The sequence below is a fragment of the Duganella violaceipulchra genome (genome assembly GCF_019166075.1).
Taxonomy (GTDB): Bacteria; Pseudomonadota; Gammaproteobacteria; order Burkholderiales; family Burkholderiaceae_D; genus Rugamonas; species Rugamonas violaceipulchra.
The window spans coordinates 97,524-122,441 of the sequence record NZ_JAHTGR010000015.1; the positions used below are offsets into that span (position 1 = coordinate 97,524).

General features: G+C 64.1%; 26 protein-coding genes. 15 read left to right on the forward strand and 11 right to left on the reverse strand.

All coding sequences use genetic code 11. The features are described 5' to 3' along the window. Positions 1 to 163: 163 nt before the first annotated feature. The 7 genes from argS to KVP70_RS24940 are packed head-to-tail and all read left to right on the forward strand — an operon-like array spanning position 164 to position 6,334. Positions 164 to 1,873, forward strand: coding sequence for an arginine--tRNA ligase (gene argS, locus KVP70_RS24910; RefSeq protein ID WP_217945126.1), 1,710 nt, complete (start codon positions 164 to 166; stop codon positions 1,871 to 1,873). 21 nt (positions 1,874 to 1,894) lie between these two features. After that, the gene (locus tag KVP70_RS24915; RefSeq protein ID WP_217945127.1) at positions 1,895 to 2,581 is read left to right on the forward strand and encodes an SPOR domain-containing protein; all 687 of its coding nucleotides are present in this window, start codon (positions 1,895 to 1,897) and stop codon (positions 2,579 to 2,581) included. Between the two features lie 15 nt (positions 2,582 to 2,596). After that, positions 2,597 to 3,268, forward strand: coding sequence for a thiol:disulfide interchange protein DsbA/DsbL (locus KVP70_RS24920; RefSeq protein WP_217945128.1), 672 nt, complete (start codon positions 2,597 to 2,599; stop codon positions 3,266 to 3,268). Between the two features lie 2 nt (positions 3,269 to 3,270). Then, positions 3,271 to 4,065, forward strand: coding sequence for an SDR family oxidoreductase (locus KVP70_RS24925; protein ID WP_217945129.1), 795 nt, complete (start codon positions 3,271 to 3,273; stop codon positions 4,063 to 4,065). Then, positions 4,062 to 4,868, forward strand: coding sequence for a biotin--[acetyl-CoA-carboxylase] ligase (locus KVP70_RS24930; RefSeq protein WP_217945130.1), 807 nt, complete (start codon positions 4,062 to 4,064; stop codon positions 4,866 to 4,868). Before KVP70_RS24925 ends, KVP70_RS24930 begins: the two co-directional genes overlap by 4 nt. Beyond that, positions 4,865 to 5,632, forward strand: coding sequence for a type III pantothenate kinase (locus KVP70_RS24935; RefSeq protein ID WP_217945131.1), 768 nt, complete (start codon positions 4,865 to 4,867; stop codon positions 5,630 to 5,632). The genes KVP70_RS24930 and KVP70_RS24935 overlap by 4 nt, the downstream gene beginning before the upstream one ends. 18 nt (positions 5,633 to 5,650) lie before the next feature. After that, the gene (locus KVP70_RS24940) at positions 5,651 to 6,334 is read left to right on the forward strand and encodes an SPOR domain-containing protein (protein ID WP_217945132.1); all 684 of its coding nucleotides are present in this window, start codon (positions 5,651 to 5,653) and stop codon (positions 6,332 to 6,334) included. A gap of 2 nt (positions 6,335 to 6,336) precedes the next feature. On the opposite strand, the gene KVP70_RS24945 is transcribed toward KVP70_RS24940, so the two are convergent. From KVP70_RS24945 to KVP70_RS24955, 3 genes are all read right to left on the reverse strand, one after another. Further along, positions 6,337 to 6,780, reverse strand: coding sequence for a GNAT family N-acetyltransferase (locus KVP70_RS24945; protein ID WP_217945133.1), 444 nt, complete (start codon positions 6,778 to 6,780; stop codon positions 6,337 to 6,339). 7 nt (positions 6,781 to 6,787) lie between these two features. Beyond that, positions 6,788 to 7,189 carry a hypothetical protein gene (locus KVP70_RS24950; protein WP_217945134.1) on the reverse strand — a complete coding sequence of 134 codons (402 nt, stop codon included), beginning with the start codon at positions 7,187 to 7,189 and terminating at the stop codon, positions 6,788 to 6,790. A 137-nt stretch (positions 7,190 to 7,326) separates the two neighbouring features. Next, the gene (locus tag KVP70_RS24955; protein ID WP_217945135.1) at positions 7,327 to 7,878 is read right to left on the reverse strand and encodes an NUDIX hydrolase; all 552 of its coding nucleotides are present in this window, start codon (positions 7,876 to 7,878) and stop codon (positions 7,327 to 7,329) included. Positions 7,879 to 7,975: 97 nt separating this feature from the next. On the opposite strand from KVP70_RS24955, the gene KVP70_RS24960 reads away from it, so the two are divergent. Then, positions 7,976 to 9,106: a sterol desaturase family protein gene (locus KVP70_RS24960; RefSeq protein WP_217945136.1), complete on the forward strand. Its 1,131-nt coding sequence runs from the start codon at positions 7,976 to 7,978 to the stop codon at positions 9,104 to 9,106. Between the two features lie 5 nt (positions 9,107 to 9,111). Here KVP70_RS24960 and KVP70_RS24965 read toward each other — a convergent pair whose 3' ends face one another. The 8 genes from KVP70_RS24965 to KVP70_RS25000 all read right to left on the reverse strand — a co-directional run bounded on the left by KVP70_RS24965 (position 9,112) and on the right by KVP70_RS25000 (position 19,311). Beyond that, positions 9,112 to 10,266, reverse strand: coding sequence for a septal ring lytic transglycosylase RlpA family protein (locus tag KVP70_RS24965; protein WP_217945137.1), 1,155 nt, complete (start codon positions 10,264 to 10,266; stop codon positions 9,112 to 9,114). Positions 10,267 to 10,276: 10 nt separating this feature from the next. Beyond that, on the reverse strand, positions 10,277 to 12,274 hold the full coding sequence (gene mrdA / locus KVP70_RS24970) for a penicillin-binding protein 2 (RefSeq protein WP_217945138.1): 1,998 nt from the start codon (positions 12,272 to 12,274) through the stop codon (positions 10,277 to 10,279). Then, positions 12,271 to 13,416, reverse strand: coding sequence for a rod shape-determining protein RodA (rodA, locus tag KVP70_RS24975; protein WP_217945139.1), 1,146 nt, complete (start codon positions 13,414 to 13,416; stop codon positions 12,271 to 12,273). The genes mrdA (KVP70_RS24970) and rodA (KVP70_RS24975) overlap by 4 nt, the downstream gene beginning before the upstream one ends. Continuing rightward, the gene (rodA, locus tag KVP70_RS24980) at positions 13,416 to 14,528 is read right to left on the reverse strand and encodes a rod shape-determining protein RodA (protein ID WP_217945140.1); all 1,113 of its coding nucleotides are present in this window, start codon (positions 14,526 to 14,528) and stop codon (positions 13,416 to 13,418) included. The genes rodA (KVP70_RS24975) and rodA (KVP70_RS24980) overlap by 1 nt, the downstream gene beginning before the upstream one ends. Before the next feature lie 9 nt (positions 14,529 to 14,537). Next, positions 14,538 to 16,520, reverse strand: a complete 1,983-nt coding sequence (mrdA, locus tag KVP70_RS24985; RefSeq protein WP_217945141.1) for a penicillin-binding protein 2 — start codon at positions 16,518 to 16,520, stop codon at positions 14,538 to 14,540. A 27-nt stretch (positions 16,521 to 16,547) separates the two neighbouring features. Further along, entirely contained in the window at positions 16,548 to 17,060 is a 513-nt protein-coding gene (gene mreD, locus KVP70_RS24990) for a rod shape-determining protein MreD (RefSeq protein ID WP_020704839.1), read from the reverse strand. Beyond that, positions 17,057 to 18,175, reverse strand: a complete 1,119-nt coding sequence (gene mreC / locus KVP70_RS24995; protein ID WP_217945142.1) for a rod shape-determining protein MreC — start codon at positions 18,173 to 18,175, stop codon at positions 17,057 to 17,059. Before mreC ends, mreD begins: the two co-directional genes overlap by 4 nt. A 92-nt stretch (positions 18,176 to 18,267) precedes the next feature. Continuing rightward, a complete protein-coding gene (locus tag KVP70_RS25000) occupies positions 18,268 to 19,311 on the reverse strand; it encodes a rod shape-determining protein (protein WP_008445008.1) in 1,044 nt (347 codons plus the stop codon). A gap of 274 nt (positions 19,312 to 19,585) precedes the next feature. Between KVP70_RS25000 and gatC the strand changes: the two genes are divergently transcribed. The 7 genes from gatC (at position 19,586) to KVP70_RS25035 (ending at position 24,912) form a co-directional block, all read left to right on the forward strand. Beyond that, a complete protein-coding gene (gene gatC, locus KVP70_RS25005; protein ID WP_026334972.1) occupies positions 19,586 to 19,888 on the forward strand; it encodes an Asp-tRNA(Asn)/Glu-tRNA(Gln) amidotransferase subunit GatC in 303 nt (100 codons plus the stop codon). Between the two features lie 52 nt (positions 19,889 to 19,940). Next, positions 19,941 to 21,413, forward strand: a complete 1,473-nt coding sequence (gene gatA, locus KVP70_RS25010) for an Asp-tRNA(Asn)/Glu-tRNA(Gln) amidotransferase subunit GatA (RefSeq protein WP_217945143.1) — start codon at positions 19,941 to 19,943, stop codon at positions 21,411 to 21,413. A gap of 24 nt (positions 21,414 to 21,437) precedes the next feature. After that, positions 21,438 to 22,898 carry an Asp-tRNA(Asn)/Glu-tRNA(Gln) amidotransferase subunit GatB gene (gene gatB, locus KVP70_RS25015; RefSeq protein WP_217945144.1) on the forward strand — a complete coding sequence of 487 codons (1,461 nt, stop codon included), beginning with the start codon at positions 21,438 to 21,440 and terminating at the stop codon, positions 22,896 to 22,898. Positions 22,899 to 22,999: 101 nt separating this feature from the next. Further along, entirely contained in the window at positions 23,000 to 23,218 is a 219-nt protein-coding gene (locus tag KVP70_RS25020; RefSeq protein ID WP_217945145.1) for a DUF433 domain-containing protein, read from the forward strand. Then, a complete protein-coding gene (locus KVP70_RS25025; RefSeq protein ID WP_217945146.1) occupies positions 23,202 to 23,519 on the forward strand; it encodes a DUF5615 family PIN-like protein in 318 nt (105 codons plus the stop codon). Before KVP70_RS25020 ends, KVP70_RS25025 begins: the two co-directional genes overlap by 17 nt. Before the next feature lie 110 nt (positions 23,520 to 23,629). Beyond that, the gene (locus KVP70_RS25030; RefSeq protein WP_217945147.1) at positions 23,630 to 24,115 is read left to right on the forward strand and encodes a GNAT family N-acetyltransferase; all 486 of its coding nucleotides are present in this window, start codon (positions 23,630 to 23,632) and stop codon (positions 24,113 to 24,115) included. Further along, on the forward strand, positions 24,112 to 24,912 hold the full coding sequence (locus KVP70_RS25035) for a lysozyme inhibitor LprI family protein (RefSeq protein WP_217945148.1): 801 nt from the start codon (positions 24,112 to 24,114) through the stop codon (positions 24,910 to 24,912). The genes KVP70_RS25030 and KVP70_RS25035 overlap by 4 nt, the downstream gene beginning before the upstream one ends. Positions 24,913 to 24,918: the final 6 nt, after the last annotated feature.

The window sequence follows — 24,918 nt, forward strand, 5'->3', positions numbered from 1 at the left end:
CGTCAACAATCGGGCGAGACTGCGCTTCCAGGCCCCTCCGTCCGGCTGCGGTGACCCCGCTGCGGCAAACCAGTATAATTACCGCTGTTTGGCCGGTGCCAGAGTGCCGGCCGTTTTCGCTTTCGGATGTATTCAACCACGCGGTTCAGCCGCCATTTTGCTCATGCTCGCCCAACAAAAACAAGATATCACCGCCCTGTTCCAGGCCGCCCTCGCACCTATCCTGGCCGGAACCGAAGTTTCCGCCAACGTCGTGCTGGAGCGACCGCGCGACCCGTCGCACGGTGACGTGGCCTGCAACATCGCCATGCAACTGGCCAAGCAGCTGAAAATGAACCCGCGCGAACTGGCCACCAAAGTGGTCGATGCGCTGCTGGCCAACCCGGCCGGCAAAGGCCTGGTCGAATCGGCGGACATCGCCGGCCCGGGCTTCATCAACCTGCGCGTGAGCGACGCCGCCAAGCAGGCCGTGGTCAAGGCCGTGCTGGCCCAGGGCGCCTCGTTCGGCAGCGCCACCGCCGGCGCCGGCAAGAAAGTCATCATCGAATTCGTCTCCGCCAACCCGACCGGCCCGCTGCACGTGGGCCACGGCCGCCAGGCGGCGCTGGGCGACGCGCTGTCGTCGCTGTTTGGCTCCCAGGGCTACGACGTGACCCGCGAGTTCTACTACAACGACGCCGGCGTGCAGATCCAGACCCTGGCCAACTCGGTGCAGGCGCGCCTGCGCGGCTACAAGCCGGGCGACACCCAGTGGCCTGAATCGGCCTACAACGGCGACTACATCGCCGACATCGCCGCCGACTTCCTGCTCAAGAAAACCGTGTCGGCCTCGGACGGCACGCCGGCCACCGCTTCGGGCGATATCGAAGACATCGAATCGATCCGCCACTTCGCGGTGACCTACCTGCGCAACGAACAGGACATCGACCTGCAAGCCTTCGGCGTCAAGTTCGACAACTACTACCTCGAATCGTCGCTGTACGCCGACGGCAAGGTCGACGCCGCCGTCGACATGCTCAACAAGTCCGGCAAGACCTTCGAAGAAGAAGGCGCGCTTTGGCTGCGCACCGAAGACTACGGCGACGACAAGAACCGCGTGATGCGCAAGAAGGACGGCACCTACACCTACTTCGTGCCGGACGTGGCCTACCACATCGTCAAGTTCCAGCGCGGCTTTACCCAGGCGATCAACGTCCAGGGTTCCGACCACCACGGCACCATCGCCCGCGTGCGCGCCGGCCTGCAGGCGGTCAACGTCGGCGTGCCGCAAGGCTTCCCCGACTACGTGCTGCACAAGATGGTCACCGTGATGAAGGGCGGCGAAGAGGTCAAGATCTCCAAGCGCGCCGGCTCCTACGTGACGGTGCGCGACCTGATCGAATGGTCGGGCGGCGGCGACATCGAAAAAGGCCGCGACGCGGTGCGCTTCTTCCTCATCTCGCGCAAGGCCGACACCGAATTCGTGTTCGATGTCGACGTCGCGCTGAAAACCTCGGACGAGAATCCGGTGTATTACGTGCAGTACGCCCACGCGCGCATTTGCCGCATGCTGGAACAGTGGACCGGCAACGAAGCCGACCTGGCCAACGTCGACCTGTCGCCGCTGACCGCGCCGACCGAAGCGACGCTGCTGGCCACCCTGGCCGCCTACCCGGAAACGCTGGCGCGCGCGCAAGCGGAACTGGGCCCGCACCAGATCGCGTTCTACCTGCGCGACCTGGCCGCCAACCTGCACAGCTTCTACTTCGCCGAGCGCGTGCTGGTCGACGACGAGACGCTGAAGGCGGCCCGCATCGCGCTGATGGTGGCCACCCGCCAGGTGCTGCGCAACGGCCTGGCGCTGATCGGCGTCTCCGCTCCCAACAAAATGTAATTGCGAAGGACATCCCGCACAATGAATTTCCGCACCAGCCCTCGCTCCACTCCACGTTCGCGCCAGCACGGCAACACCATCATCGGCATCGTCATCGGCCTGGTCATCGGCCTGGCGATCGCCGTCGTCGTCGCCCTGGTGATCAACAAGGGCTCGACGCCGTTCACCGACAAGGGGCGTACCAGCAAGGTTGCGGAACCGACCGCGGGACAAGCCGCCGATCCGAACAAGCCTATGTACGGCAACAAGGAAGCGGTGCGCGAAGCGGCCAAGGACTTTGCCAAGGAACCGCCGAAGGCGCCGCCTCCGGCCGATCCGCTGCAAGCGGTGGTCGACAAGATCCAGGCAGCGCCAGCACCGGCGCCGGCCCCTGCTCCGGTTGAAAAACCCAAAGCCGCGCCGCCAGCCGTCCCTGCCGCCGCCAATGTCGCGCCGACGCCGGCCAAGCCTGCCGCCGACGCCGGCGACGACAAATTCATCTACTACCTGCAAGCCGGCGCCTTCCGCGAAGTCGCCGACGCCGAAAGCGCTCGCGCCAAGCTGGCCCTGTTGGGCTTCGAAGCCAACCTGTCCGACCGCGCCACCGACACCGGCGTGCTGCACCGCGTGCGCCTTGGCCCGTTCAACCAGGTCGAAACGATGAACAAGGTTCGTAGCAAGTTGTCCGAAAACGGCATCGACGTCGCCGTCGTGCGTAATCAGAAATAAGCCAGGAGTATTCAGATGCAATTCATGAAATTCGTAGTCGGTGCATTGATGTTGAGTGTTGCAGCCCTGTCGTCGGCCTCCCCGGCCGATCCGAAGAACGGCGTCGAATATAAGACGCTGCCAACACCGCAAGCTGTCGATAGCGGCAAGAAGGTCGAAGTCATCGAATTCTTCGACTACGCCTGCCCGCATTGCTTCGCTTTCGATCCAACGCTGACGGCCTGGGTCAAGAAACAGGGCGACGCCATCGTCTTCAAGCGCATGCACATCTCGCGCAGCGGCACCGACCTGCCGCAGCAAAAGCTGTTCTTCACGCTCAGCGCCATGGGCCTGCTGAACGACGCCATGCACACCAAGGTTTTCACCGAGATGCACGTCAACCGCAACCGCATGAACCGCGATGAAATGGCCTTCGACTTCGCCGCCAAGCAGGGAGTGGATCGCCAGAAGTTCATCGAGATCTATCGCGGCCTGGGCGTCGGCGGCAGCGTGCGCCGCGCGACCTCGATGATGGATGCCTACGGCGTCGATTCGTGGCCGATGCTCGCCATCGACGGCAAGTACGTCACCTCGCCGACCATGGCCAATGAAGGCACCAAGGCCGCCACCACCGAAGCGGAGCTGCATGCCGAAGCCGTGCAAGTGATGGACTTCCTGGTCGCCAAGGCGAAAGCGGAAAAGAAATAAAGATGAACAAACAGGGCGCCGGGCCGGAGCGGGTCTTCATCACCGGCGCCTCAAGCGGCCTGGGTGCGGCCCTCGCCGCCGAATACGCGGCGCAAGGCGCCACACTGGGCCTGCTGGCCCGCCGCAGCGCGATGCTGGACCAGCTGATCGCCACCCTCCCCAATCCTGAACGCCACCGCGCCTACGCGGTCGATGTGCGCGACCACGCCGCCATCGCCGCCGCCGCGCAAGCCTTCATGGCGCACGCCGGCGGCATCGACGTGGTGATCGCCAACGCCGGCATCTCGGTCGGCACACTGACCGAGTTCGCCGAGGACATCCCCGTATTCGAAGCGGTCATCGCCACCAACGTGGTGGCCACCGCCGCCACGTTCGCGCCGTTCATCCCGGCGATGAAAGCACAGCGCACACCTGCGCGGCTGGTAGGCATCGGCAGCGTGGCCGGCATCCGCGGCCTGCCAGGCGCCGAGGCCTACAGCGCCTCCAAGGCGGCCGTGATCAGCTACTGCGAATCGCTGCGGCTGGAGATGAAGCCCTACGGCATCCGCGTCGTCACCCTCTGCCCCGGCTACATCGACACGCCGATGACGCAGGTGAATCCCTACCCGATGCCGTTCCTGATGGCGCCCGCCACGTTCGCCGCCAAGGCCGCGCGCACCATCGCCGCCGGCAACAGCTACAAGGTGATTCCGTGGCAGATGGGCGTCGTCGCCAAGCTGCTGCGCATGCTGCCCAATCCACTGTACGACCTGGCCTTCGCCAAGGCGCCGCACAAGCCACGCAAGGCCGCGCCATGAACACGCTCACCGCGGACGCCATCCGCCTGCACTGCGCCACCAGCGCCTCGCACGTGGCGATAGAAACCGTCGCCGAAACCGGCTCCACCAACGCCGACCTGCTGGCGCGCATCGACACGCTCGACGGCCCGGTGCTGCGCATCGCCGGCAACCAGACGGCGGGCCGCGGCCGCGCCGGCCGCAGCTGGCTGTCCGCGCCCGGCGCCGCGCTGATGTTCTCGCTGGCCTGGCGCTTCAAGGGCCCGCTGCACCGCATGTCCGGCCTGCCGATGGCGGTTGGCGTGGCGCTGGCCGAGACCATCGCCTCACTCGGCGTGCCGGTGCAGATCAAGTGGCCCAACGACCTGCTGCGCGACGGTAAAAAACTGGCCGGCATCCTGGTCGAAACCCAGGCCGCCCGCAAGGACGGCGACGGCGCCATCTGGGCCGTGATCGGCGTCGGCATCAACCTGCTGATGCCGGACGAGCTGGAAGCGCAGATCGGCCGCGAAGTGGCCGCCGCGCCGTGGCTGGCCAAGATGGACCGCAACCAGCTGATGGCCGCGCTGCTCAGCCGCCTGGCCGCCGTGCTGGCCGAATTCGACGACACCGGCTTCTCCCCCTTCGCCGAGCGCTGGAACCTGCTGCATGCGTGGCAGGGCCAGGACGTCGTCATCCTCGACCAGGGCAAAGTGCTGCAACAAGGCCGCGCCGCCGGCGTCGACGCCATCGGCCGCCTGATGCTCGACACGCAACAGGGCCGCGCCGAAGTGCTGTCCGGCGACGTCTCGCTGCGCCTCTCTTCTTTGATCGGACTATCATGATTCTACTGATCGACGCCGGCAACACCCGCGTCAAATGGGCCCTGGCCGAACCGGGCACGGAACTGGGCGCATGGATCGCCCACGGCGCCGTCCTGCACGCCGACCTGCAGCAGCTGGAGCTGCACCTGAGCGAAGCGGTGGCCGACCGCGGCGTCGACCGCATCCTGATCGCCAACGTGGCCGGCGGCGCGCTGCGGGTGCAGCTGGAATACGTGCTGCAACGGACCTTCCCGGCGATGATCCTGCCGGAGCAGGCGATCGAATGGTTTGCCTCGCTGCCGGCCTTGGCCGGCGTGACCAACGGCTACCGCAATCCGGCGCAGCTTGGCTGCGACCGTTTCGCCGCCGCCATCGCCGGCCACGCGCTGGCGGCCGGGCGCGAAGTCATCGTCGCCAACTGCGGCACCGCCACCACCATCGACGCCATCACGGCCGACGGCATGTTCCTGGGCGGGATGATCCTGCCGGGACTGGGCCTGATGGCCAGTTCGCTGGCGCGCAACACGGCGCAGTTGCCGCAAATTGCGCAAGACGGTAAGCTGCCGGACGGATTCGCCGACAATACCGACGACGCCATCCTGAGCGGCTGCCTGGCCGCGCAGAGCGGCGCCATCGAGCACGCGTTCGCGCGCCATGGCGCGGCGGAGTGCATCATCTCCGGCGGCGCCGCGCCGTATATCGCGCCGATGCTGAAGGTGCCATACCGTATCGTCGAGAACATCGTGTTAATCGGTTTGCATGCTGCCGCCGGCAGCGCCGACTAAGGTTGCAAGGGAAGCTCCGTGCTGAAATTTATTTTCTGGTCGCTGGTCGCCATCAATGCCACGCTGTTCGCGTACGGCAGGGGTTATCTCGGCCATTTCAGCGGCAACGAGCGCGAACCGGAACGCCTGCTCAATCAGCTCAACGCCAACAAGCTGGCCATCATCTCACCCGAGAAGGCCAACGACGCCTCGGCCGCGGTGGCCAGCGCCGCCGCCAGCGCCAGGCCGGCGCCGGAAGTGCTGGCCTGCGTGGAGATCGGCAGCTTCGTGCTGGCCGACGCGCGCCGCTTCGAGGCCCAGCTGGCGCCGCTGAACCTGGGCGACCGCCAGTCGCGCCACAACCTGCCGGGCAACGAGGTATCGAGCTATATCGTTTATATGCCGCCGCAGGGCAGCAAGGAAGGCGCCGACAAGAAGGCCGGCGAACTGCGCGCGCTGGGCGTGACCAACTACTTCATCATGAACGACAACTCGCCGCTGCGCTGGGGAATTTCGCTGGGCGTGTTCAAGACCGAAGGCGCGGCACAGAACCAGCTGGCCATCCTGATGAAGCAAGGCGTGCGCACCGCGCGCGTGGCGCCGCGCATGAGCGGCAGCAAGCTGCTGGCCTTCCAGTTCCGCGATGTGGACACGGCGCTCAAGGCCAAGCTGGAACAATTCCGCGCCGGCTACCCGAACGCGGAAAGCCACGCCTGCAAATAGCGTCAGCCGCCGCGCGTATCGCGCCGCATGGCGACCACGTTTTTGGCCTGCGCATTGTAGGCATTCAAGCGCCGCACAAGAAAGTCGGGCAGCCCTGCTTCGGCTGCGAGTTCGAACCCGGCGGCGGCATAGAAAGTGACCAGATGCGCATACGGCAGGCAGAATGACTGCCGCCTGCCCAAATAAGGCTGGCACGCCGCCAGCAGCTGAGCGCCGATGCCCTTCCGCTGAAACGTGCTGCGGATTTGCATGCCACGCAGGACCGTCACGCCCTCCTCCGCGCATAGGCGTACAGCGCCAACCAACTTTCCGCCAGACCTGGCCAGGATGAGCGTATCCGCCGGGTCGATGGCGGCACCGTAAGCCGCTTCGGCATACAGGTTGGCGACATCTCCCAATTCGCTTGGGCTAGCTTCGAAAATCTCTATCAAAAAATCACCTTCCATGGGCTGTCTAGACTGTTCGGGCCAGAGCGTGGAGTTGCACCTGGTTCCAATGAACATAGGATGGCCACCCGCGACTCTCTGCAAAGGCAACAAAAACTTCGGTCACCTGGCGCAGCAGAAACCAGTCGCGTTGGGCCATCGTCATGCTCCCGCCGCTAAATGCCATTTTCGTTCCGTCAGGATGCGATACCACGGGCGTATCCTGCGATGCGCGATAGTGGGCGCCATCGGCTCCCCGACGCTCCAGCAGGAACAAGCCAGGCCCACCGGCGACTTGAACGTATTCGCCCGCATCGTTGGCGAGACTCGCGAAAGACATGCGTGTACGCGACAGCTCAAGCGCCAATTTACGCTCGCCCGGCGCGACGACCGGCTTGCAGTTTTCTCGTTGGAAGATTATCCGCCCCATAAAATGACTACCGCCTTGTTTCTTGCTGCCGCGTCATCAAAGAAGCGGCGCATAGGTTCATACGTGTGCTGTCGTCAACCTCATAGCAATTTCCGAAACTCATTCGCACCCTCTAAACTAAGGTAAATCGTCGAGATCTACGCCGCGCAGGTTTTCTCGCTAAGTGCCAATTTGGACAGGAATCGCTTCATATGCGGGTCGGCGCGCTCAAGCGGGACCTCGTCAAACGGGAACCAACGAACGCCTACAAATTCACGCTCGTCAAATTTGATGGCTTGATGCCGGCTCGCTCGGACCAGGTACCACAACGAGACATCTGTGTGCCCGGCGGTAAGGCCAACGGTCGCGGTCACGGTCACAAGCAGAGGGGCCCCTATTGGATGGGGTGCCGCAAAACCAAGCTCTTCTTCCAATTCACGCGCCACCGTCACGCGAGGATGCTCGCCCGGTTCGACATGGCCGCCAGGCGGCAGCCATAACTGGGCGTTCCGATGGTCAACCAGCAGCACATGCCCGTCATCGACGACGGCAAAATAGGACACCAGGTGCTTCGGTGGCGTTGCCGGCTTCGCTACACGGCACAACTCCACGCCGGAGTCCACCCATGCAAGGCAGTTGGAAACATCATGCCGTTCCCGATCGTCGAAAGGGGAAATGGATAAAATTTCGTCCCGAATTTTCTGGCGCATGCTCTCAGGTAGTCCTTCTTAAAATTAGGTCCGAACAGCTAAACATTATGCAACAAATCTGGCAAACTATCAGTTGATCGCTCACACTCCTTTTTATATGGAACAATTCATCGTCCTGATCTTTCCGATGTTTTTTCTGCTGATCGTCGCGGAATTTGCCTACGGATGGATAAAACAGCGCAACACCTATCGCCTCAACGACGCGTTGAGTAGTCTTAGCCAGGGCCTGATCAGTCAACTGGTCGCGGTGCTCACGCAGCTGTTCCAGATCGGCCTGTACACCTGGGTGTTCGACAAGGTGCGCCTGGTGTCGCTGGCGGATTTCTGGTCCTCCTGGTATGGCTGGATCGCCGCCGTCGTGCTGTTCGATTTCTGCGATTACTGGCTGCACCGCATGGGCCATGAATGCGCGGTGATGTGGGCCGCCCACCAGGTGCATCACCAGAGCCAGGACTTCAATTTCTCCACCGCGCTGCGACAGGAGAGTTCCGTGGTCTTTATCGGCTGGGCCTTTTATCTGCCGATGGCGCTGCTGGGCGTGCGGCCGGAGCAGTTCGCGCTGGCCGGCCTGATCGTGCTGCTGTACCAGTTCTGGATACACACCGAACACATCGGCAAGCTGGGCTGGTTCGACCGGGTATTCTCGTCGCCGTCCAATCACCGCGTGCACCACGCCGTCAACGATCAGTACCTGGATAAGAACTACGGCGGCATGCTGGTCGTCTGGGACCGTCTGTTCGGCACCTTCGCCGAAGAACAGGAGCCGTGCGTGTACGGCACCCGCAGCCCGTTGAACAGCTGGGACCCTGCGTGGGCCATCGTGTCGGAATACTGGGTTTTGCTTAGCTTGTCGCGGCAAGCGGAGCGCTGGTCCGACAAGGTGAAGATCTGGCTGAAACCTCCGGGCTGGCGTCCCGCCGATCTCGCCCTGCCAGGCGAGCCGTTCGACCTGGAAGCCGCCCGCTCACGCTACGACCCGCCCCTGACCGGTCGGAGCCAATGCCTGGCGCTGGCGCAGTTCTGCCTTTGCGTAACGGCCGCCGCTGCGTGCCTGTGGCATTCGGCCGCGCTTTCCTACGCGCGCTCCGCGCTGGCGATGACCGCGGCGATAGGCGGCTTCTGGGCGCTGGGCGCCTACATGCAGGGACGCTTGTCGGCCGCCTACCTGTTTGCCATCGACCTGGTCGAGGTGATGACAACCGCCGCGATGTTGTGGCCTGTCCTTTGACCGGATCAGCGCTGGACGACGATAGGCTTCAGATTCAGCGATGAAGGCAAGCCTTGCGCCGCCTGGATCGCTTCCTGGCGCGTGGCGAACGGGCCGGTGAACAGGCGGTGCACGGAACCGCCCTGCACCACTTCCAATCCATTCAGACCTTTGCCGGAGAGCTTGTTGCGCACCACTTCCGCATTCTCGGCGCGCGAGTAGGCGCCCAGTTGCAGGTAGAAGCCTCCCTTGGCGGTGCTGGCCGCCAGCGCCTCGGCGTTGGCCGGCGCACGATCGGTCAGCATCAACGCTTCCGCGTCGGACGAGGGCGCGCCAGGCATGGCCTTGGGCGCCAGCACCAGCGGCTCGCTCAAGGTCGTCGATGGCGTCAGCAGCAGCGGACCACCGCCGTTGTTGCCACCCAGGCCGCCGCTCGACGCCTTGCGCGGCGACGACTGCGACTGCAGGCGCGGCGACACCGTGCCCGAAACGCCGGCGCGCGTGGCCAGCATGCGGTCCACTTCATCCGGCAGGATGCGTTCGATCTGCAGTTCATGGCTGCCCTTGCCCAGCAAGCCCAGTTTCAGCGCCGCCGTGTACGACACGTCGATGGCGCGGTTGGCATGGAACGGGCCGCGGTCGTTGATGCGCACGATGACCACCGCGCCGCTCACCAGGTTGGTCAGGCGCGCGTAGGAGGGAATCGGCAGCGTCGGATGCGCGGCCGTCATCTTGTACATGTCGTAGATCTCGCCGGACGAGGTGCGCTGGCCGTGGAACTTCTTGCCGTACCAGCTGCCGACACCGATCTGCGTGAACGACTGGTTGCCGGTGATCGGCGTGTAGGTCTTGCCAAAGACGACGTAGGGACGGTTGGAATACGGCAGCAGCGGATCGTTGCGCACGTCGGCGTCCGGCACGTCGGCCAGGTTGGACGGCGGCGCGTCGCCGGGACCATCGTCCTGGTAGTAGCCGCCGCGTCCCGAATTCGCCGGCGGCAGCACCGGCAGGCCGGCCTCCGGCTTGCCGCTGGACGGCGCCTTGATGACCGGGCCGGAGCTACGCGGCGCCTTGGGCATGGTGGTGGTATCGGTCACTGTCGGCGCAGTGCCGCAGCCGACCAGCGCCAGCAAGGCCAGCCCGGTGCAGACATTCAAAATACGGCTACGGTTCATCCCCATCACTTCGTCCTTACGGTTTTTTCTGCAGCGGCGGCACTGGCTGCGGCGCGCGCCGTTCGAATTCGGCCGCCGCTGCTTGTTCTTCCAGTGTCTGCCCTTCGACCGGCAGCACCGTTTCCGCATCTTCCTTCGGCACCTTGGTGGTGTCTTTTCCGGCCGGGCGCTTGCCCAGCAGGTAGTAATCGAGCGCCTTGCGCGCGATAGGCGCCGCTTCGGCGCCGCCTTTGCCGGCGTTTTCCACCACCAGCGCCAGCACGATGCGCGGCTTGTCGGCCGGCGCAAAGGCCGTGAACAGTGCGTTGTCGCGCAGGCGTTCTGACAGGCGCGCGGCGTTGTACTTCTCGCCGGAGCGGATGGTGATCACCTGCGCGGTGCCGGTCTTGCCGCCCACCGTGTAGCCGGCGCCGGCGAAGGCGCGCACGCCGGTGCCGCCCGCCTCGGTGGTCACGCCAACCATCGCGCTCTTGATAACGTCGATATTCTCCTGCTTGAGCGGAATCGTATAACTCTCCTTGGGCACCGTCAGCGTCCGGGCGCGCGTTTTGCTGTCCTCGACGATCTTGACCAGGTGCGGCTTCATCACCACGCCGTTGTTGGCCAGATTGGCCACCGCGTGCGCGATCTGCAAGGGGGTGTAGGCGTTGTAGCCCGAACCGTTGCTGACCGAGATGGTATCACCACCCATCCACTTGCCCGCCGCACCCTTGAAACGCTTGCGCTTCCACTCCTGCGACGGCAGCACGCCAGTCTTCTCGTTTTCCAGGTCGATGCCGGTCTGCTGGCCGAAGCCGAACGGCTTCATAAACCCGCTGATGGCGTCGATGCCCATGTCGTGGCCCAGCACATAGTAGTAGGTATTGCAGGAGACGACGATGGACTTGTGCATGTCCACCGAGCCGTGTCCGCCCACCAGATCGTCATTGAATCTGTGACCGAGGTAGTAGAAGCCGGGATCGTAGGTCGCCTGGCCGGGCGTGCGCTTGCCCAGTTCCAGCGCGGCCAGCGCCATGAAGGGCTTGAAGGTGGAACCAGGCGCGTAGGTGCCGGACAGCGGACGGTTCACCATCGGCCGGTCCAGCGAGGTATTGAGCTCGTTCCAGCTTTGGGCGTCGATGCCTTCGACGAACAAGTTGGGGTCATAGCCGGGCCGCGACACAAAGGCCAGGATGTCGCCGGTCGACGGTTCGATCGCCACCAGCGCGCCGCGCCGCTCGCCGAAGGCTTCCTCCACCACCTTTTGCAGCTCGATGTCGATCGACAGGATCAGGTTACTGCCCGCCACCGCCGGCGTGCGCGACAAGGTGCGGATGGCGCGGCCGCCGGCCGACACTTCCACTTCCTCGTAGCCGGTGGCGCCGTGCAGCTGCTTCTCGTAGCTTTTTTCCAGGCCTTCCTTGCCGATATGGTCGGTGCCCTTGTAGTTGGCGGCATCGTCGGTGTCTTCGATCGCCTGGGCCTCGGCGCGGCTGACGCGGCCGATGAAGCCGATCACGTGCGACGCCGTCTCGCCCAGCGGGTACTGGCGGAACAAACGCGCCTGCACGTCCACGCCGGGGAAGCGGAAGCGCTGCGCCGAAAAACGGGCCACTTCCTCGTCGGTCAGGCGGGTGCGCAGCGGCACGCTCTCGAAGCCCCGCGATTCCTCCAGCAGCTTCTTGAAGCGCTTGCGGTCCTTGATCTCGATCTCGATCAATTTGGACAGCTCGTCGATGGTTTCATCCACCGTCATGACCAGCTTGGACGGCGTGATCTCCAGCGTGAAAGCCGAGTAGTTGCGCGCCAGGACCACGCCATTGCGGTCCAAGATCAGGCCGCGATTGGGCACGATGGGCACGATGGCGATGCGGTTCTCCTCCGCCTTGACGGCGAAGTCGTTGTACTTGACCACCTGCAGCCAGATGAAGCGCGCCAGCAGCAGGCCGAAACAGATGAACACCATCGCCCCCAGCACCGTAACGCGGGCGCGGAACTGCTGGAGCTCGCGCTCCGTATCCTTCATCTCCATCATGCGGCGGCTCCCCACGCGCGAGTGGAAGCGCCGCCGCGCACGCCGCGGCTGTGGTGCTGAATGCTCATCAGGATGCCGGCGCCCAGGCCCAGTGTCATCAAGGCGGTGCCGCCATAGCTCATGAACGGCAGCGGCACGCCGACCACCGGCACGATGCCGCTGACCATGCCCATGTTGACGAAAGCGTAGGTGAAGTAAATCATGGTGATGGAACCCGCGAGCAGGCGCGTAAAGAAGGTGGAAGCATTGACGGCGATATTCAGGCCGCGCACAATCAGCAGCAGGTACAGCACCAGCAGCACCAGGTTGCCGGCCAGTCCGAACTCCTCGGAGAACACGGCGAAGATAAAGTCGGTGGTGCGCTCGGGGATGAATTCCAGGTGGGCCTGGGTGCCGTGGGTCCAGCCCTTGCCGCTCACGCCGCCCGAGCCGATGGCGATCATCGACTGGATGATGTGGAAGCCCTTGCCCAGCGGGTCATGATACGGATCGATCAAGGTCAGCACGCGGTCGCGCTGGTAGTCGTGCATCACGGTCCACAGCACCGGCAGGCCGGCGCAAGCGGTCGCGCCCAGCGCCGCCATCGCCTTCCACGACAGGCCGCCGAGGAAGATCACGCAGGCGCCGGCCGCCACCACCAGCATCGCCGTGCCCAGGTCGGGCTGGCGCGCGATCAGGCCGACAGGGATCGCCAGCAGCAGCGCCGCGATCAAATAGGAATGCCAGCGCAGCTGCCCTTGCTGCCGCTGGAAGAACCAGGCCATCATCAGCGGCATGGCGATCTTCATGAATTCGGACGGCTGCACCTGCACGCCGAAGGTGAGCCAGCGACGCGAGCCCCCCTTGATGGTGCCCACCAGCGCCACCGCCACCAGCAGCGCCACGCCCAGCGCGTAGGCCGGCACGGCGACGCGCATCATCATCTGCGGCGAGGTGTTCGCCGCCATCCACATCACCAGGAAGGCCATGCAGATATTGCGCAGCTGGTCGGTCACCTTGCCGGGAATCGCGATGCCGGCCGAGTACAGCGTGACCAGCCCCACCGACAGCAGCAACAACATGATGATGGCCAGCTGGGCGTCGAACACGGTGAAATAAGGCCGCACACGCTGCCACAGCGTGCGACCGTCCTGCACCCGCATCAGGTCTGCACCAGCTTGCGGTGGCGTTGGATGCTCATCAGGATGCCGGCGCCCAGGCCCAGCGTCAGCAGCGCGGTGCCGCCGTAGCTCATGAACGGCAGCGGCACGCCGACCACCGGCAGGATGCCGCTGACCATGCCCATGTTGACGAAGGCGTAGGTGAAGTAAATCATCGTGACCGCGCCGGCCAGCAAACGGGTGAAGAAGTTGGGCGCGTTCCCGGCGATCATCAGGCCGCGGCCGATCAGCAGCAGGTACAGGAACATCAGCACCAGGTTGCCGGTCAGGCCGAACTCCTCGGAGAACACGGCGAAGATAAAGTCGGTGGTGCGTTCGGGGATGAACTCCAGGTGGGCCTGGGTGCCGTGGGTCCAGCCCTTGCCGGTCATGCCGCCCGAACCCACCGCGATGGTGGACTGGATGATGTGGAAGCCCTTGCCCAGCGGGTCGGAGGTCGGATCGATCAGCGTCATCACACGCTCGCGCTGGTAGTCGTGCATCACCGACCAGATCACCGGCAGGCTGGCGGCGGCGGCCACGAACAGCGCGATCAGCGCCTTCCACGCCAGACCGGCCAGGAAGATCACGCAGAAGCCGGCGGCCACCACCAGCAAGGCGGTGCCCAGGTCCGGCTGCTTGACGATCAACCCCACCGGGATCGCCAGCAGCACGGCGGCGATCGCGTAATCGTGCCAGCGCAGATGGCCGGCGCGCTGCTGGAAGAACCACGCCAGCATCAGCGGCATGGCGATCTTCATGAACTCGGACGGCTGGATGTCGATGCCCACATGCAGCCAGCGCCGCGCGCCCAGCTTGATGGTGCCGAACAGCGCCACGCCGATCAGCAAGGTCACCGCGATCACATACGCCGGCACGGCGATCCGCATCATCATCTGCGGCGACACATTGGCGACGAACCACATCACGATGAAGGCCAGGCAGATGTTGCGCAGCTGGTCCTCGACCTTGCCGGGGATGCCGATGCCGGCCGAATATAGCGTGACCAGGCCAACCGACAGCAGCGCACAGATGATCAGCATCAGCGGCAGGTCGAACACGGTGAAATAGGGGCGAAGGCGGCGCCACAGGGAACGCCTTTCGTTGATGCGCATGCGGGTCCTTTATTCCTTGTTGCCGGGAGTTTCAGCGCCCGGCTTCTTGTCGTCGCTGACGCCCTGCTCGGCCTGGACGTCCGGCACGGAGCGCAGCTCGGCGTCTTCCTTCGGCACGCGGGTGGTTTCTTTTTCGTTCGGGCGTTTGCCCAGCAGGTAGTAGTCAAGCGCCTTGCGCACGATGGGCGCGGCCACGCCGGCGCCGAAGCCGCCGTTCTCCACCACCACCGCGATGGCGATGCGCGGCTTGTCGGCAGGGGCGAAGGCGGTGTAGAGCGCGTTGTCGCGCAGGCGTTCGGCGATCAGGTTGGCGTTGTACTTCTCGTTCTTCTTGATCGCCACCAGCTGCGCGGTGCCGGTCTTGCCGCCCGAGGTGTAGCCGGCGCCGGCGAACGCGCGCGCCGCCGTGCCACCGGTGGTCACGCCCACCATGGCGTTCTTGATGATGTCGATATGCTCCTGCTTGAGCGGGATGCGGTAGCTTTCCTTGGCCACCGTCAGCTTGCGCGTGCGCGTGACGCTGTCCTCGATGATCTTCACCAGGTGCGGCTTCATGACGATGCCGTTGTTGGCCAGGTTCGATACCGCGTGCGCCATCTGCAGCGGCGTGTAGCTATTGAAGCCGTTGCCGATGGCGATGGAGATGGTGTCGCCGCCGACCCACTTCTGCGCCGCCGGATTCTTCTTGAAGCGGTTGCGCTTCCATTCCTTGGACGGCAGGATGCCCTGCTTCTCGTGTTCCAGGTCGATGCCGGTCAGCTGGCCGAAGCCGAATGGTTTCATGAAATCGCTGATGGCGTCGATGCCCAACTCGTTGCCGAGCATGTAGTAGTAGGTGTCGCAGGATTCGACGATGGACTTGTACATGTCGACCGTGCCGTGGCCGCCCGGCTTATCGTCGCGGAACTTGTGGCCGCCCAGCGTGAACGAACCCGGATCGAAGATGGTCTGGCCCGGCGTGCGCTTGCCCAGCTCCAGCGCGGCCAGCGCCATGAAGGGCTTGAAGGTGGAACCGGGCGGATAGGTGCCCGACAGCGGACGGTTCACCATCGGCTTGTCCAGCGAGGTATTGAGGTCGTTCCAGCTTTGCGAGTCGATGCCGTCGACGAACAGGTTGGGGTCGTAGCCGGGCCGCGAGACATAGGCGAGGATGTCGCCGGTCTCCGGTTCGATCGCGACCAGCGCGCCGCGCCATTCGCCGAAGGCTTCCTCGATCACCTTTTGCAGCTCGATGTCGATCGACAGGATCAAATTGCTGCCCGGCGTGGCGGCGGTGCGCGACAGGGTGCGGATGGCGCGGCCGCCGGCCGACTTCTCCACTTCCTCGTAGCCGGTGATGCCGTGCAGCTGCTTCTCGTAGCTTTTCTCCAGGCCTTCCTTGCCGATATGGTCGGTGCCGTTATAGTTGGCGGCATCCTCGGTGTCGGCGATGGCCTTGGCCTCGGTGGTGTTGATGCGGCCGATGTAGCCGATCACGTGCGAGGCGATCTCGCCCAGCGGATACTGGCGGAACAGGCGCGCCTGCACCTCCACGCCGGGGAAGCGGAAGCGCTGCGCCGAAAAGCGCGCCACCTCCTCGTCGGTCAGGCGGGTGCGCAGCGGCACGCTCTCGAAGCCCTTGGATTCCTCCAGCAGCTTCCTGAAGCGCTTGCGGTCCTTGGTCTCCACCGTGATCAGCTTGGACAGCTCGTCGATGGTTTCATCCAGCGTGGCGCTCAGCTTGGACGGCGTGATCTCCAGCGTGAAGGCCGAGTAGTTGCGCGCCAGGACCACGCCGTTGCGGTCCAGGATCAGCCCGCGATTGGGCTCGATCGGGACGATGGCGATGCGGTTCTCTTCGGCCTGGGCGACGTAGTCGCTATGCTTGTAGACCTGCAGCCAGATGAAGCGCGCCAGCAGCGAGGCGAAACAGAAGAACACCAGCGCCCCCAGCACCGTCAGGCGCAGGCGGAACTGGTGCAGCTCTCGTTGATTGTCCTTGAGTTCAGTCATGGTGCTCAGTCACTGCCCGACCGGGCGTCAGATCGGGCGCGTGTGGTCGCGGTCGACCGCGCGGCGCTGCGGCGCCAGCAGCAGCCAGGTCGCCAGCGGCCACAGGGCCACGGCGATCACGCTTTCGACGAAGTAGAACCAGCCGGGGAATTTGCCGGACACGAAGAAACGCACCACCAGCTGCACCGACTGCGCCATCAGCAGCAGCGGGAACACGTGCATGGCCTGCGTCAGCAGCGGGAACCACAGCACCCGGCGATGCAGCATGATCGCGAAGTAGGACAGCAGCGTGTAGGCCAGCGCGTTCTCGCCCAGCAGCGTGGAGTCATGCACGTCCATCAGCAGGCCGAGGAAGAAGGCGGTGCCGATGCCGACCTTGCGCGGCTGGTGCACGCCCCAGAACACCAGCACCAGCGCGACGAAATCCGGCACGCCGACGAAGTTCCCCCACGGGAGCAGGTTCAGTAGAAACGCGCAGAACAGGCTGAAGGCGATGAACAGCGGGCTGACCGGCAGCAGGATATAGTGGGGACGGTTCATCGTGCCGGTTCCTTCGGTGGGGTGGCAGCTGGCGCAGGCTGGGCGGCCGCCGGTGCAGCCGCTGGCGCGGTTGCCGGCGCGGTGGCGGCGGCGGCCGCCGCAGGCTTGGGCGCGGGCGGCGGCATCACCGGCATCAGGCCGGGCGGACCGGCCGGCACAGGCGCCGGTGCGGTGGCGGGCGCCGGGTCGACGCCTTCTTTCGGCGCCTCCTTGATCGGCGCCATCTTGTTGTTATGCTTCTTGAGCGCGCGCAGCTCTTCCTCCGGCGGACGCGGAGGCATCTCCGGCGCCGACATCAAAATCAGCAGCTGCGTATTGTTGGAGATGCCGGCCAGCGGCTGGCACACCACGCCGCCGAAGGAACCGGCCGCGCTGTTTTCCACCTGGCTCACGCGCGCCACCGCCAGGCCGGCCGGGTAGACCCCGTCCAGGCCCGAGGTGACGACGATGTCGCCCACCTGGATGTCCGCGTTGGGCGCCGTGAAGCGCAGCTCCAGCGCGCCGGACTTGCCGCGGCCATAGGCCACGCTGCGCAAGCCGTTGCGCAGCAGCTGCACCGGTATGGCCTGTTCCTTGTCGGTCAGCAGCGTCACTTCGGAAGTAAAGGGGAACACGCGGGTGACCTGGCCGACCACGCCCTGGTTGTCGATCACCGGCAGGCCGAGCGCCACGCCTTGCTGGGTGCCGCGGTCGAGGATCACTTTGCGGCTGTTGACGTCGCGCGCGTCGTACAGGATCTCGGCCAGCATCGACTTCACCGGCAGGTGCTCGCGGGCGTCCATCAGGCGGCGCAGCTGGCCGTTTTCAGCCGTCTGGAGCTGTGCTTGTTGCAGCACCAGCGCGCCGGCGATCTGCTGGCGTTTAAGCTCGCGCACCTGCTTTTCCAGCGACGACAAGGTGGAGAAATAATCGCCGACGCCGTAGATGGCGTCGCGCGGCAGCAAGGCTGCCATTTGCAGCGGATACAGCACGGTGGCTGCCGCTTTGCGCACCGTGGTCAAGGTGTGCATGCGTGAATCGACCAGCAGCAGTGCGATCGATATGCACGCGAATACCGTCATCTTGACGCGGGCGGAGGCGCCTTGCTTGAAAAGTGGCGGAGGACTGTATTCCATGACTTCCAATAATCCGGCGCTCGCGCGCCAACGAGACTGTCAACTCATCCCAATGCATCGGGGCCGCTGTTTCGCGGCCCCGTCTTGTCAGATCATTCGTAGGAGAAGATCGAGCCCAGCTGGTCCATCCGCTCCAGCGCCATGCCCGAGCCGCGCACCACGCAGGTCAGCGGATCTTCCGCCACCAGCACCGGCAGGCCGGTTTCCTCCATCAGCAGGCGGTCCAGGTCGCGCAGCAGCGCGCCACCGCCGGTCAGCATCATGCCTTTTTCCGCGATGTCGGCGCCCAGTTCCGGCGGCGTTTGTTCCAGCGCGTTCTTCACGGCCGAAACGATGTTGTTCAGCGGGTCGGTCAGCGCTTCGAGGATCTCGTTGGACGAAATCGTGAACGAGCGCGGGATGCCTTCGGACAGGTTGCGGCCCTTGACTTCCATTTCCTTCACTTCCGATCCAGGGAAGGCCGAACCGATGGCCTTCTTGATCGCTTCGGCGGTCTGTTCGCCGATCAGCATGCCGTAGTTGCGGCGGATGTAGTTGACGATGGCTTCGTCGAACTTGTCGCCGCCCACGCGCACCGAACCTTTGTAGACCATGCCGCCCAGCGAGATGATGCCCACCTCGGTGGTGCCGCCGCCGATGTCGACCACCATCGAGCCGGTAGCATCGGACACCGGCAGGCCGGCGCCGATCGCCGCCGCCATTGGTTCTTCGATCAGGTAGACCTGCGAAGCGCCGGCGCCCAGCGCCGATTCGCGGATCGCGCGGCGCTCAACCTGGGTCGAGCCGCACGGCACGCAGATGATGATGCGCGGCGAAGGGCGGAAGAATTTGGAGTCGTGCACCATGCGGATGAACTGCTTGAGCATCTGTTCGGTGACGGTGAAGTCGGCGATCACGCCGTCTTTCATCGGGCGGATCGCCTCGATGTTGCCTGGGACCTTGCCCAGCATCTGTTTTGCTTCTTTACCAACGGCCTGGATCGTCTTCTTGCCGTTAGGGCCGCCTTCCTGGCGGATCGCGACGACCGACGGCTCGTCCAGGACGATGCCTTGGCCGCGAACGTAGATCAGCGTGTTGGCCGTGCCCAAGTCGATGGCCAGATCGGTGGAAATATACCTGCGTAAAAAACCAAACATGTGTGTCCTGTGGCGCTACTGATGTGCGCGTAAGCCGTTAGAAAGAAATCCTGTGGTGACGCGGCGGCTGCAATGATTCAGCGCCGGCAACGCATCAACCCGCCATTCTACCTTATAATTTGAATGCGATTTGCCGAAAATCCCGCCAAAAGTGTATCGGTTGAGTCCGCGAGTTAAGCGGCAATCCTTTGCTTTTGCCAGCGAAAAGGCAGAATTTCCAGTTTTTTATCAATATAACAATTAAACCTTGCGCGGCCCGTCCGCGCCATTCGCCATGTCCCTGACCCTATCCGACGTAACACGCATTGCCAAACTGGCACAACTTGAGATGAGCGAGCAGCAGAGCGCCACCGCGCTGGACCAGTTGAACGGCATTTTTGCGCTGGCCGAACAGATGCAGGCGGTCGACACCGACGGCGTCGCTCCGCTGAGCCACCCGCTGGGCGCGCACATGAACAACATCGCCCTGCGCCTGCGCGAAGACGTGGCCACCGAGGCCAATCGCCGCGAAGACTACCAGGCCGTCGCGCCCAAGACCCAGGACGGGCTGTACCTGGTGCCGAAGGTGATCGAGTAAGGACCGTCGTGTCCTTCCCCCTTCCCGATCACCGAATCTGAATTGAAACGCCATGCACACCAAAACCATTAAAGAGCTGTCCGCGCTGCTGCAAAGCAAAGCCATCACCGCCACCGAACTGGCGACGCACTTCCTCGACCGCATCGACAAGAGCGACCTGAACGCCTTCCTGCACGTGGACCGCGCGCTGACCCTGGCGCAAGCGGCCGAAGCGGACGCCCGCATCGCCGCCGGCACCGCCACCGCGCTGACCGGCGTGCCGATCGCCCACAAGGACATCTTCGTCACCCGCGACTGGCGCTCGACCGCCGGCTCGAAAATGCTGGCCAACTACGTCAGTCCGTTCGACGCCACCGTGGTCGAGAAGTTCCGCGCGGCCGGCATGGTCACGCTGGGTAAATTGAATTGCGACGAATTCGCCATGGGCTCGGCCAATGAAAACTCGGCCTTCGGTCCGGTCAAGAACCCGTGGGACAAGAACGCCGTGCCTGGCGGCTCCTCGGGCGGTTCCGCCGCCGCCGTGGCCGCGCGCCTGGCGCCGGCCGTCACCGGCACCGACACCGGCGGCTCGATCCGCCAGCCGGCCGCCTTCTGCGGCATCACCGGCATCAAGCCGACCTATGGCCGCGTATCGCGCTTCGGCATGATCGCCTTCGCCTCGTCGCTGGACCAGGGCGGCCCGATGGCGCAAACCGCGGAAGACTGCGCGCTGCTGCTCAACGCCATGGCCGGCTTCGACGAACGCGACTCGACCTCGCTGACGCCTGAAATGGGCGGCATCGACGAAGACTTTACCCGCGAACTGGGCCGGCCGCTGGCAGGCCTGCGCATCGGCGTGCCGAAAGAATACTTCGGCGAGGGCCTGGCCAAGGACGTGGAAGACGCCGTGCGCGCAGCGCTGGCCAAGTATGTCGAAATGGGCGCGACCCTGGTGGACATCTCGCTGCCGAACACCGCGCTGTCGATCCCGGCCTACTACATGATCGCGCCGGCCGAAGCCTCGTCCAACCTGTCGCGCTTCGACGGCGTGCGCTACGGCCACCGCGCGTCGGAGTACAAGGACCTGTCGGACATGTACCGCAAGACCCGCGCCGAAGGCTTCGGCGCCGAAGTCAAACGCCGCATCATGGTCGGCACCTATGTGCTGTGCCACGGCTACTACGACGCCTACTACCTGAAGGCGCAAAAGATCCGCCGCCTGATCGCGCAGGATTTCGAAGCGGTGCTCAACGGCCCGAACGCCGTCTGCGACGTCATCATGGGACCGGTCGCGCCGACCGTGGCCTGGGACCTGGGCGACAAGTCCGACGACCCGGTGGCCGCCTACCTGGCCGACATCTACACGCTGTCCACCAGCCTGGCCGGCTTGCCAGGCATGTCGATCCCGGTCGGCTTCGGCGCCAAGAACCGCCCGGTGGGCTTGCAGATCATCGGCAAGCATTTCGGCGAAGCGAAACTGCTGAACGTCGCCCACCAGTACCAGCTGGCGACCGACTGGCACACCCGCGCACCTGCCGGCATCTAATACACCAAATACAGCGAGAACAATATGGAATGGGAAGTCGTCATCGGTCTTGAGAACCACGTGCAGCTCACGACCGAATCTAAAATTTTCAGCGGATCGCCGATCAAGTTCGGCGCCGAGCCCAACACGCAAGCCAGCCCGGTCGACCTGGCGCTGCCTGGCGTGCTGCCGGTGATGAACAAGCAGGCGGTGGATCGCGCGATCCGCTTCGGCCTGGCGGTCGGCGCGAAGATCGCGCCGGCGTCCATCTTCGCCCGCAAGAACTACTTCTACCCCGACCTGCCGAAGGGCTACCAGATCAGCCAATTCGAAGATCCTGTGGTCATCGGCGGCTCGCTGACCTTCGGCTACGAGAAGGATGGCGAATTCGTCACCAAGACCGTCAACCTGACGCGCGCCCACCTGGAAGAAGACGCCGGCAAATCGCTGCACGAAGACTACGCCGGCATGAGCGGCATCGACTTGAACCGCGCCGGCACGCCGCTGCTGGAAATCGTCTCCGAGCCGGAAATCCGCAGCGCCGCCGAAGCCGTGGCCTATGCCAAGGCCCTGCACTCGCTGGTGATGTGGCTCGGCGTCTGCGACGGCAACATGCAGGAAGGCTCGTTCCGCTGCGACGTCAACGTCTCCGTGCGCCGCAAAGGCGACGAGAAACTCGGCACCCGCTGCGAGATCAAGAACCTGAACTCGTTCCGCTTCATCGAGGAAGCGGTGCACGTTGAAGTGCGCCGCCAGATCGAGTTGATCGAAGACGGCGGCAAGGTGGTGCAAGCGACCCGCCTGTACGATCCCGACCGCAAAGAGACGCGCGAAATGCGCAGCAAGGAAGACGCGCAGGACTACCGCTACTTCCCGGACCCGGACCTGCCGCCGCTGGTCATCTCCGACGAATGGATCGCCAAGGTGAAGGCTTCGATGCCGGAACTGCCGGCCGCCATGCGCGAACGCTTCGTCAGCGAATACGCGCTGCCGGAATATGACTCGCTGGTGCTGACCGCATCGAAGGCGATGGCGACCTACTTCGTCGCCGTGGTGGACCAGGCCGGCAAGGAAAACGCCAAGGCCGCCGCCAACTGGCTGATGGGCGACGTCGCGTCGACCCTGAACCGCGAAGGCGTGGACATCGCCGACGCGCCGGTCTCGCCGGCGCAACTGGCGCTGATGCTCAAGCGTATCGCCGACGGCACCATCAACAACAAGACCGCGAAAGAACTGTTCGGCGACATGTGGGCGGCCAAGTCGGCCGACGACAAGCTGGTGGACGTGCTGATCGACACCAAGGGCCTGAAGCAAATCTCCGACACCGGCGCGCTGGAAGCGATCGTCAACGAGGTCATCGCCGCCAACGAGAAATCGGTGGAGCAGTACCGTGCGGGCAAGGAAGCGGCGATCAACTCGCTGATCGGCCAGGCGATGAAAGCCTCGCGCGGCAAGGCCAACCCGGCGCAACTGACCGAGTTGCTGAAGGCCAAGCTGGCAGGGTAACGTCTTTGGCGATGTGTTTGCGGACGCCTCACAGTTAGCCAACTTGTGAGGCGTTTTTATTAGCATCCGAATATGCTAGACTTTGCATACAGGAGTCGGCAATGGATACCCGGTACATCAAGAGCGATCCAGAAATCATGAGCGGCGTTCCTTGCTTTCAAGGGACACGAGTTCCTGTGCAGAACCTTTTCGATTACTTGGTTGGACCTTCCTCGCTTAATGAATTCCTGGCAGATTTCCCTACCGTCTCCCGAGAAATGGCCGTGGCAGTCATAGAGGCAGCAAAGGGCCAGCTGCTCGATCATGCGCTTGTTGCTTGACGAGTCCGTCCCCGCCGGATTGCGGCGATACCTGCCCGGCCACACAGTTTCCACCGTAACCGAAAGTGGCTGGAGCGGAATGAAAAATGGATTATTACTTTTAAAAGCGGCTTCAAATTTCGACGTATTCATCACGGTCGACAAGAACATTCAACATCAACAAAATTTAGGCAGCTTGCCGATATCGGTTGTGGTGTTGGATGCGCCATCAAACGCATTAGCTTCTCTGTTGCCGCTCATTCCCGGCCTCACGCAGGCGCTAGCTAGCCTGCCACCTCTCGCGATCACTCGAATCTCTTGATCTCAGAACAGTAGCCTTAGCGATGAAACGCGAGCACTGTGAGAATGCGCGAGTATTCGCGGATCGCAAACTGCTATCCTGTTTAACCTTACGACTAAAGAATCAACGCAATGACCGATACGAGAATACGCCTGGCCGTTCCTGAAGATGCAGCCGCGATCGCCGCGATGGCCGTGGCGCTGACCGAAGAAATATCCCAGCGCCTGGGCGTGAAGACCTTCAACCTGGACCTGCAAAAAACCGCCAGCTTGTGCCACGCCCTGCTGCGCGAAGAGAAATACCTCGCGCTGATCGCGATTGCGGAAGGTGAAGCGATCGGCTTCGTCGGCATCTCCGAAGGCCGCGCGTTGTACGCGGAGGGCGCGCTGGCGACCATGCAGGAATTCTTCGTCGCCCCGCCGTTCCGCGCCAACGGTGTGGGCGGCCTGCTGCTGAACGCCGCCGCCGAACTGGCGCGCAAGCGGCGCTGGAACCGGCTGGAAGTGTGCACGCCGCCGCTGCCGGAATTCGACCGCAGCCTGGCGTTCTATGAGCGTCACGGCTTCGAAATCACCGGCGGCCGCAAAATGAAGCGCCTGTTTACGGAAGCCCAATGAAAAACCTGATTGCCCTGCTGGCCCTGACGCTGTCCACGCTGGCCCAGGCCACGGCGATCGACTGGCCGTTGAGCTACGAGGGCAAATCGAGCAATGCCTTCATCTGGGACAAGCGCGCCAAGCCGCTGATCGAGACTCGCCTTCCCGGAAAATTTTCCAGGGAAGTGCTAACGGGGCTGGGCGGCCCGGCGGAGCCGGTGTTTGTGGTCGATAAGCGCTATGTCAGCGTATCGGCCTGCGAGGCGCACGCCTGTCCGTTCAAAGGCTTCTTCTGGATCGACACCCAGACCGGCCAGGGCCTGGGCGCCAACATCATCGACGGCGAACTGCGCCTCGGCTCCAACAGCCTGTCCGCACAACAGATTCCAGCGCCGGCACGCCGCGCGCTGATCGACTGGATGAGCGCAAACGACGTTACGCCGGTCAGCGTAGAATTCATCGACCGCGCCGGCGCCAGCGCCAGCATGGACGCCGCACAATTCAAGCCGACGGCACGCTTCGAGCCGGCGGCCGACGGTCCGTCCTACGATTGCAAGGCCGCCGCCACCAAGGTTGAAAAAAACATCTGCGCCGATCCGGCATTGGCCAAACAGGATCTGGCGCTGGCCAAGCTGGTCAAGGAACTGCGCCAAGGCCATGACACCGTCGATGCCCGCAACCAGCTGCGCGACTTCCAGCGCAAATGGCTGAAAGAGCGCGACGCCACCTGCGCCGCCGCCGCCGACATCAACGCCTGCCTGGGCAAGCAGTACCAAACCCAGAACGACCGGCTGATGAACTGGATACCTGCGCATTAAGCAAGG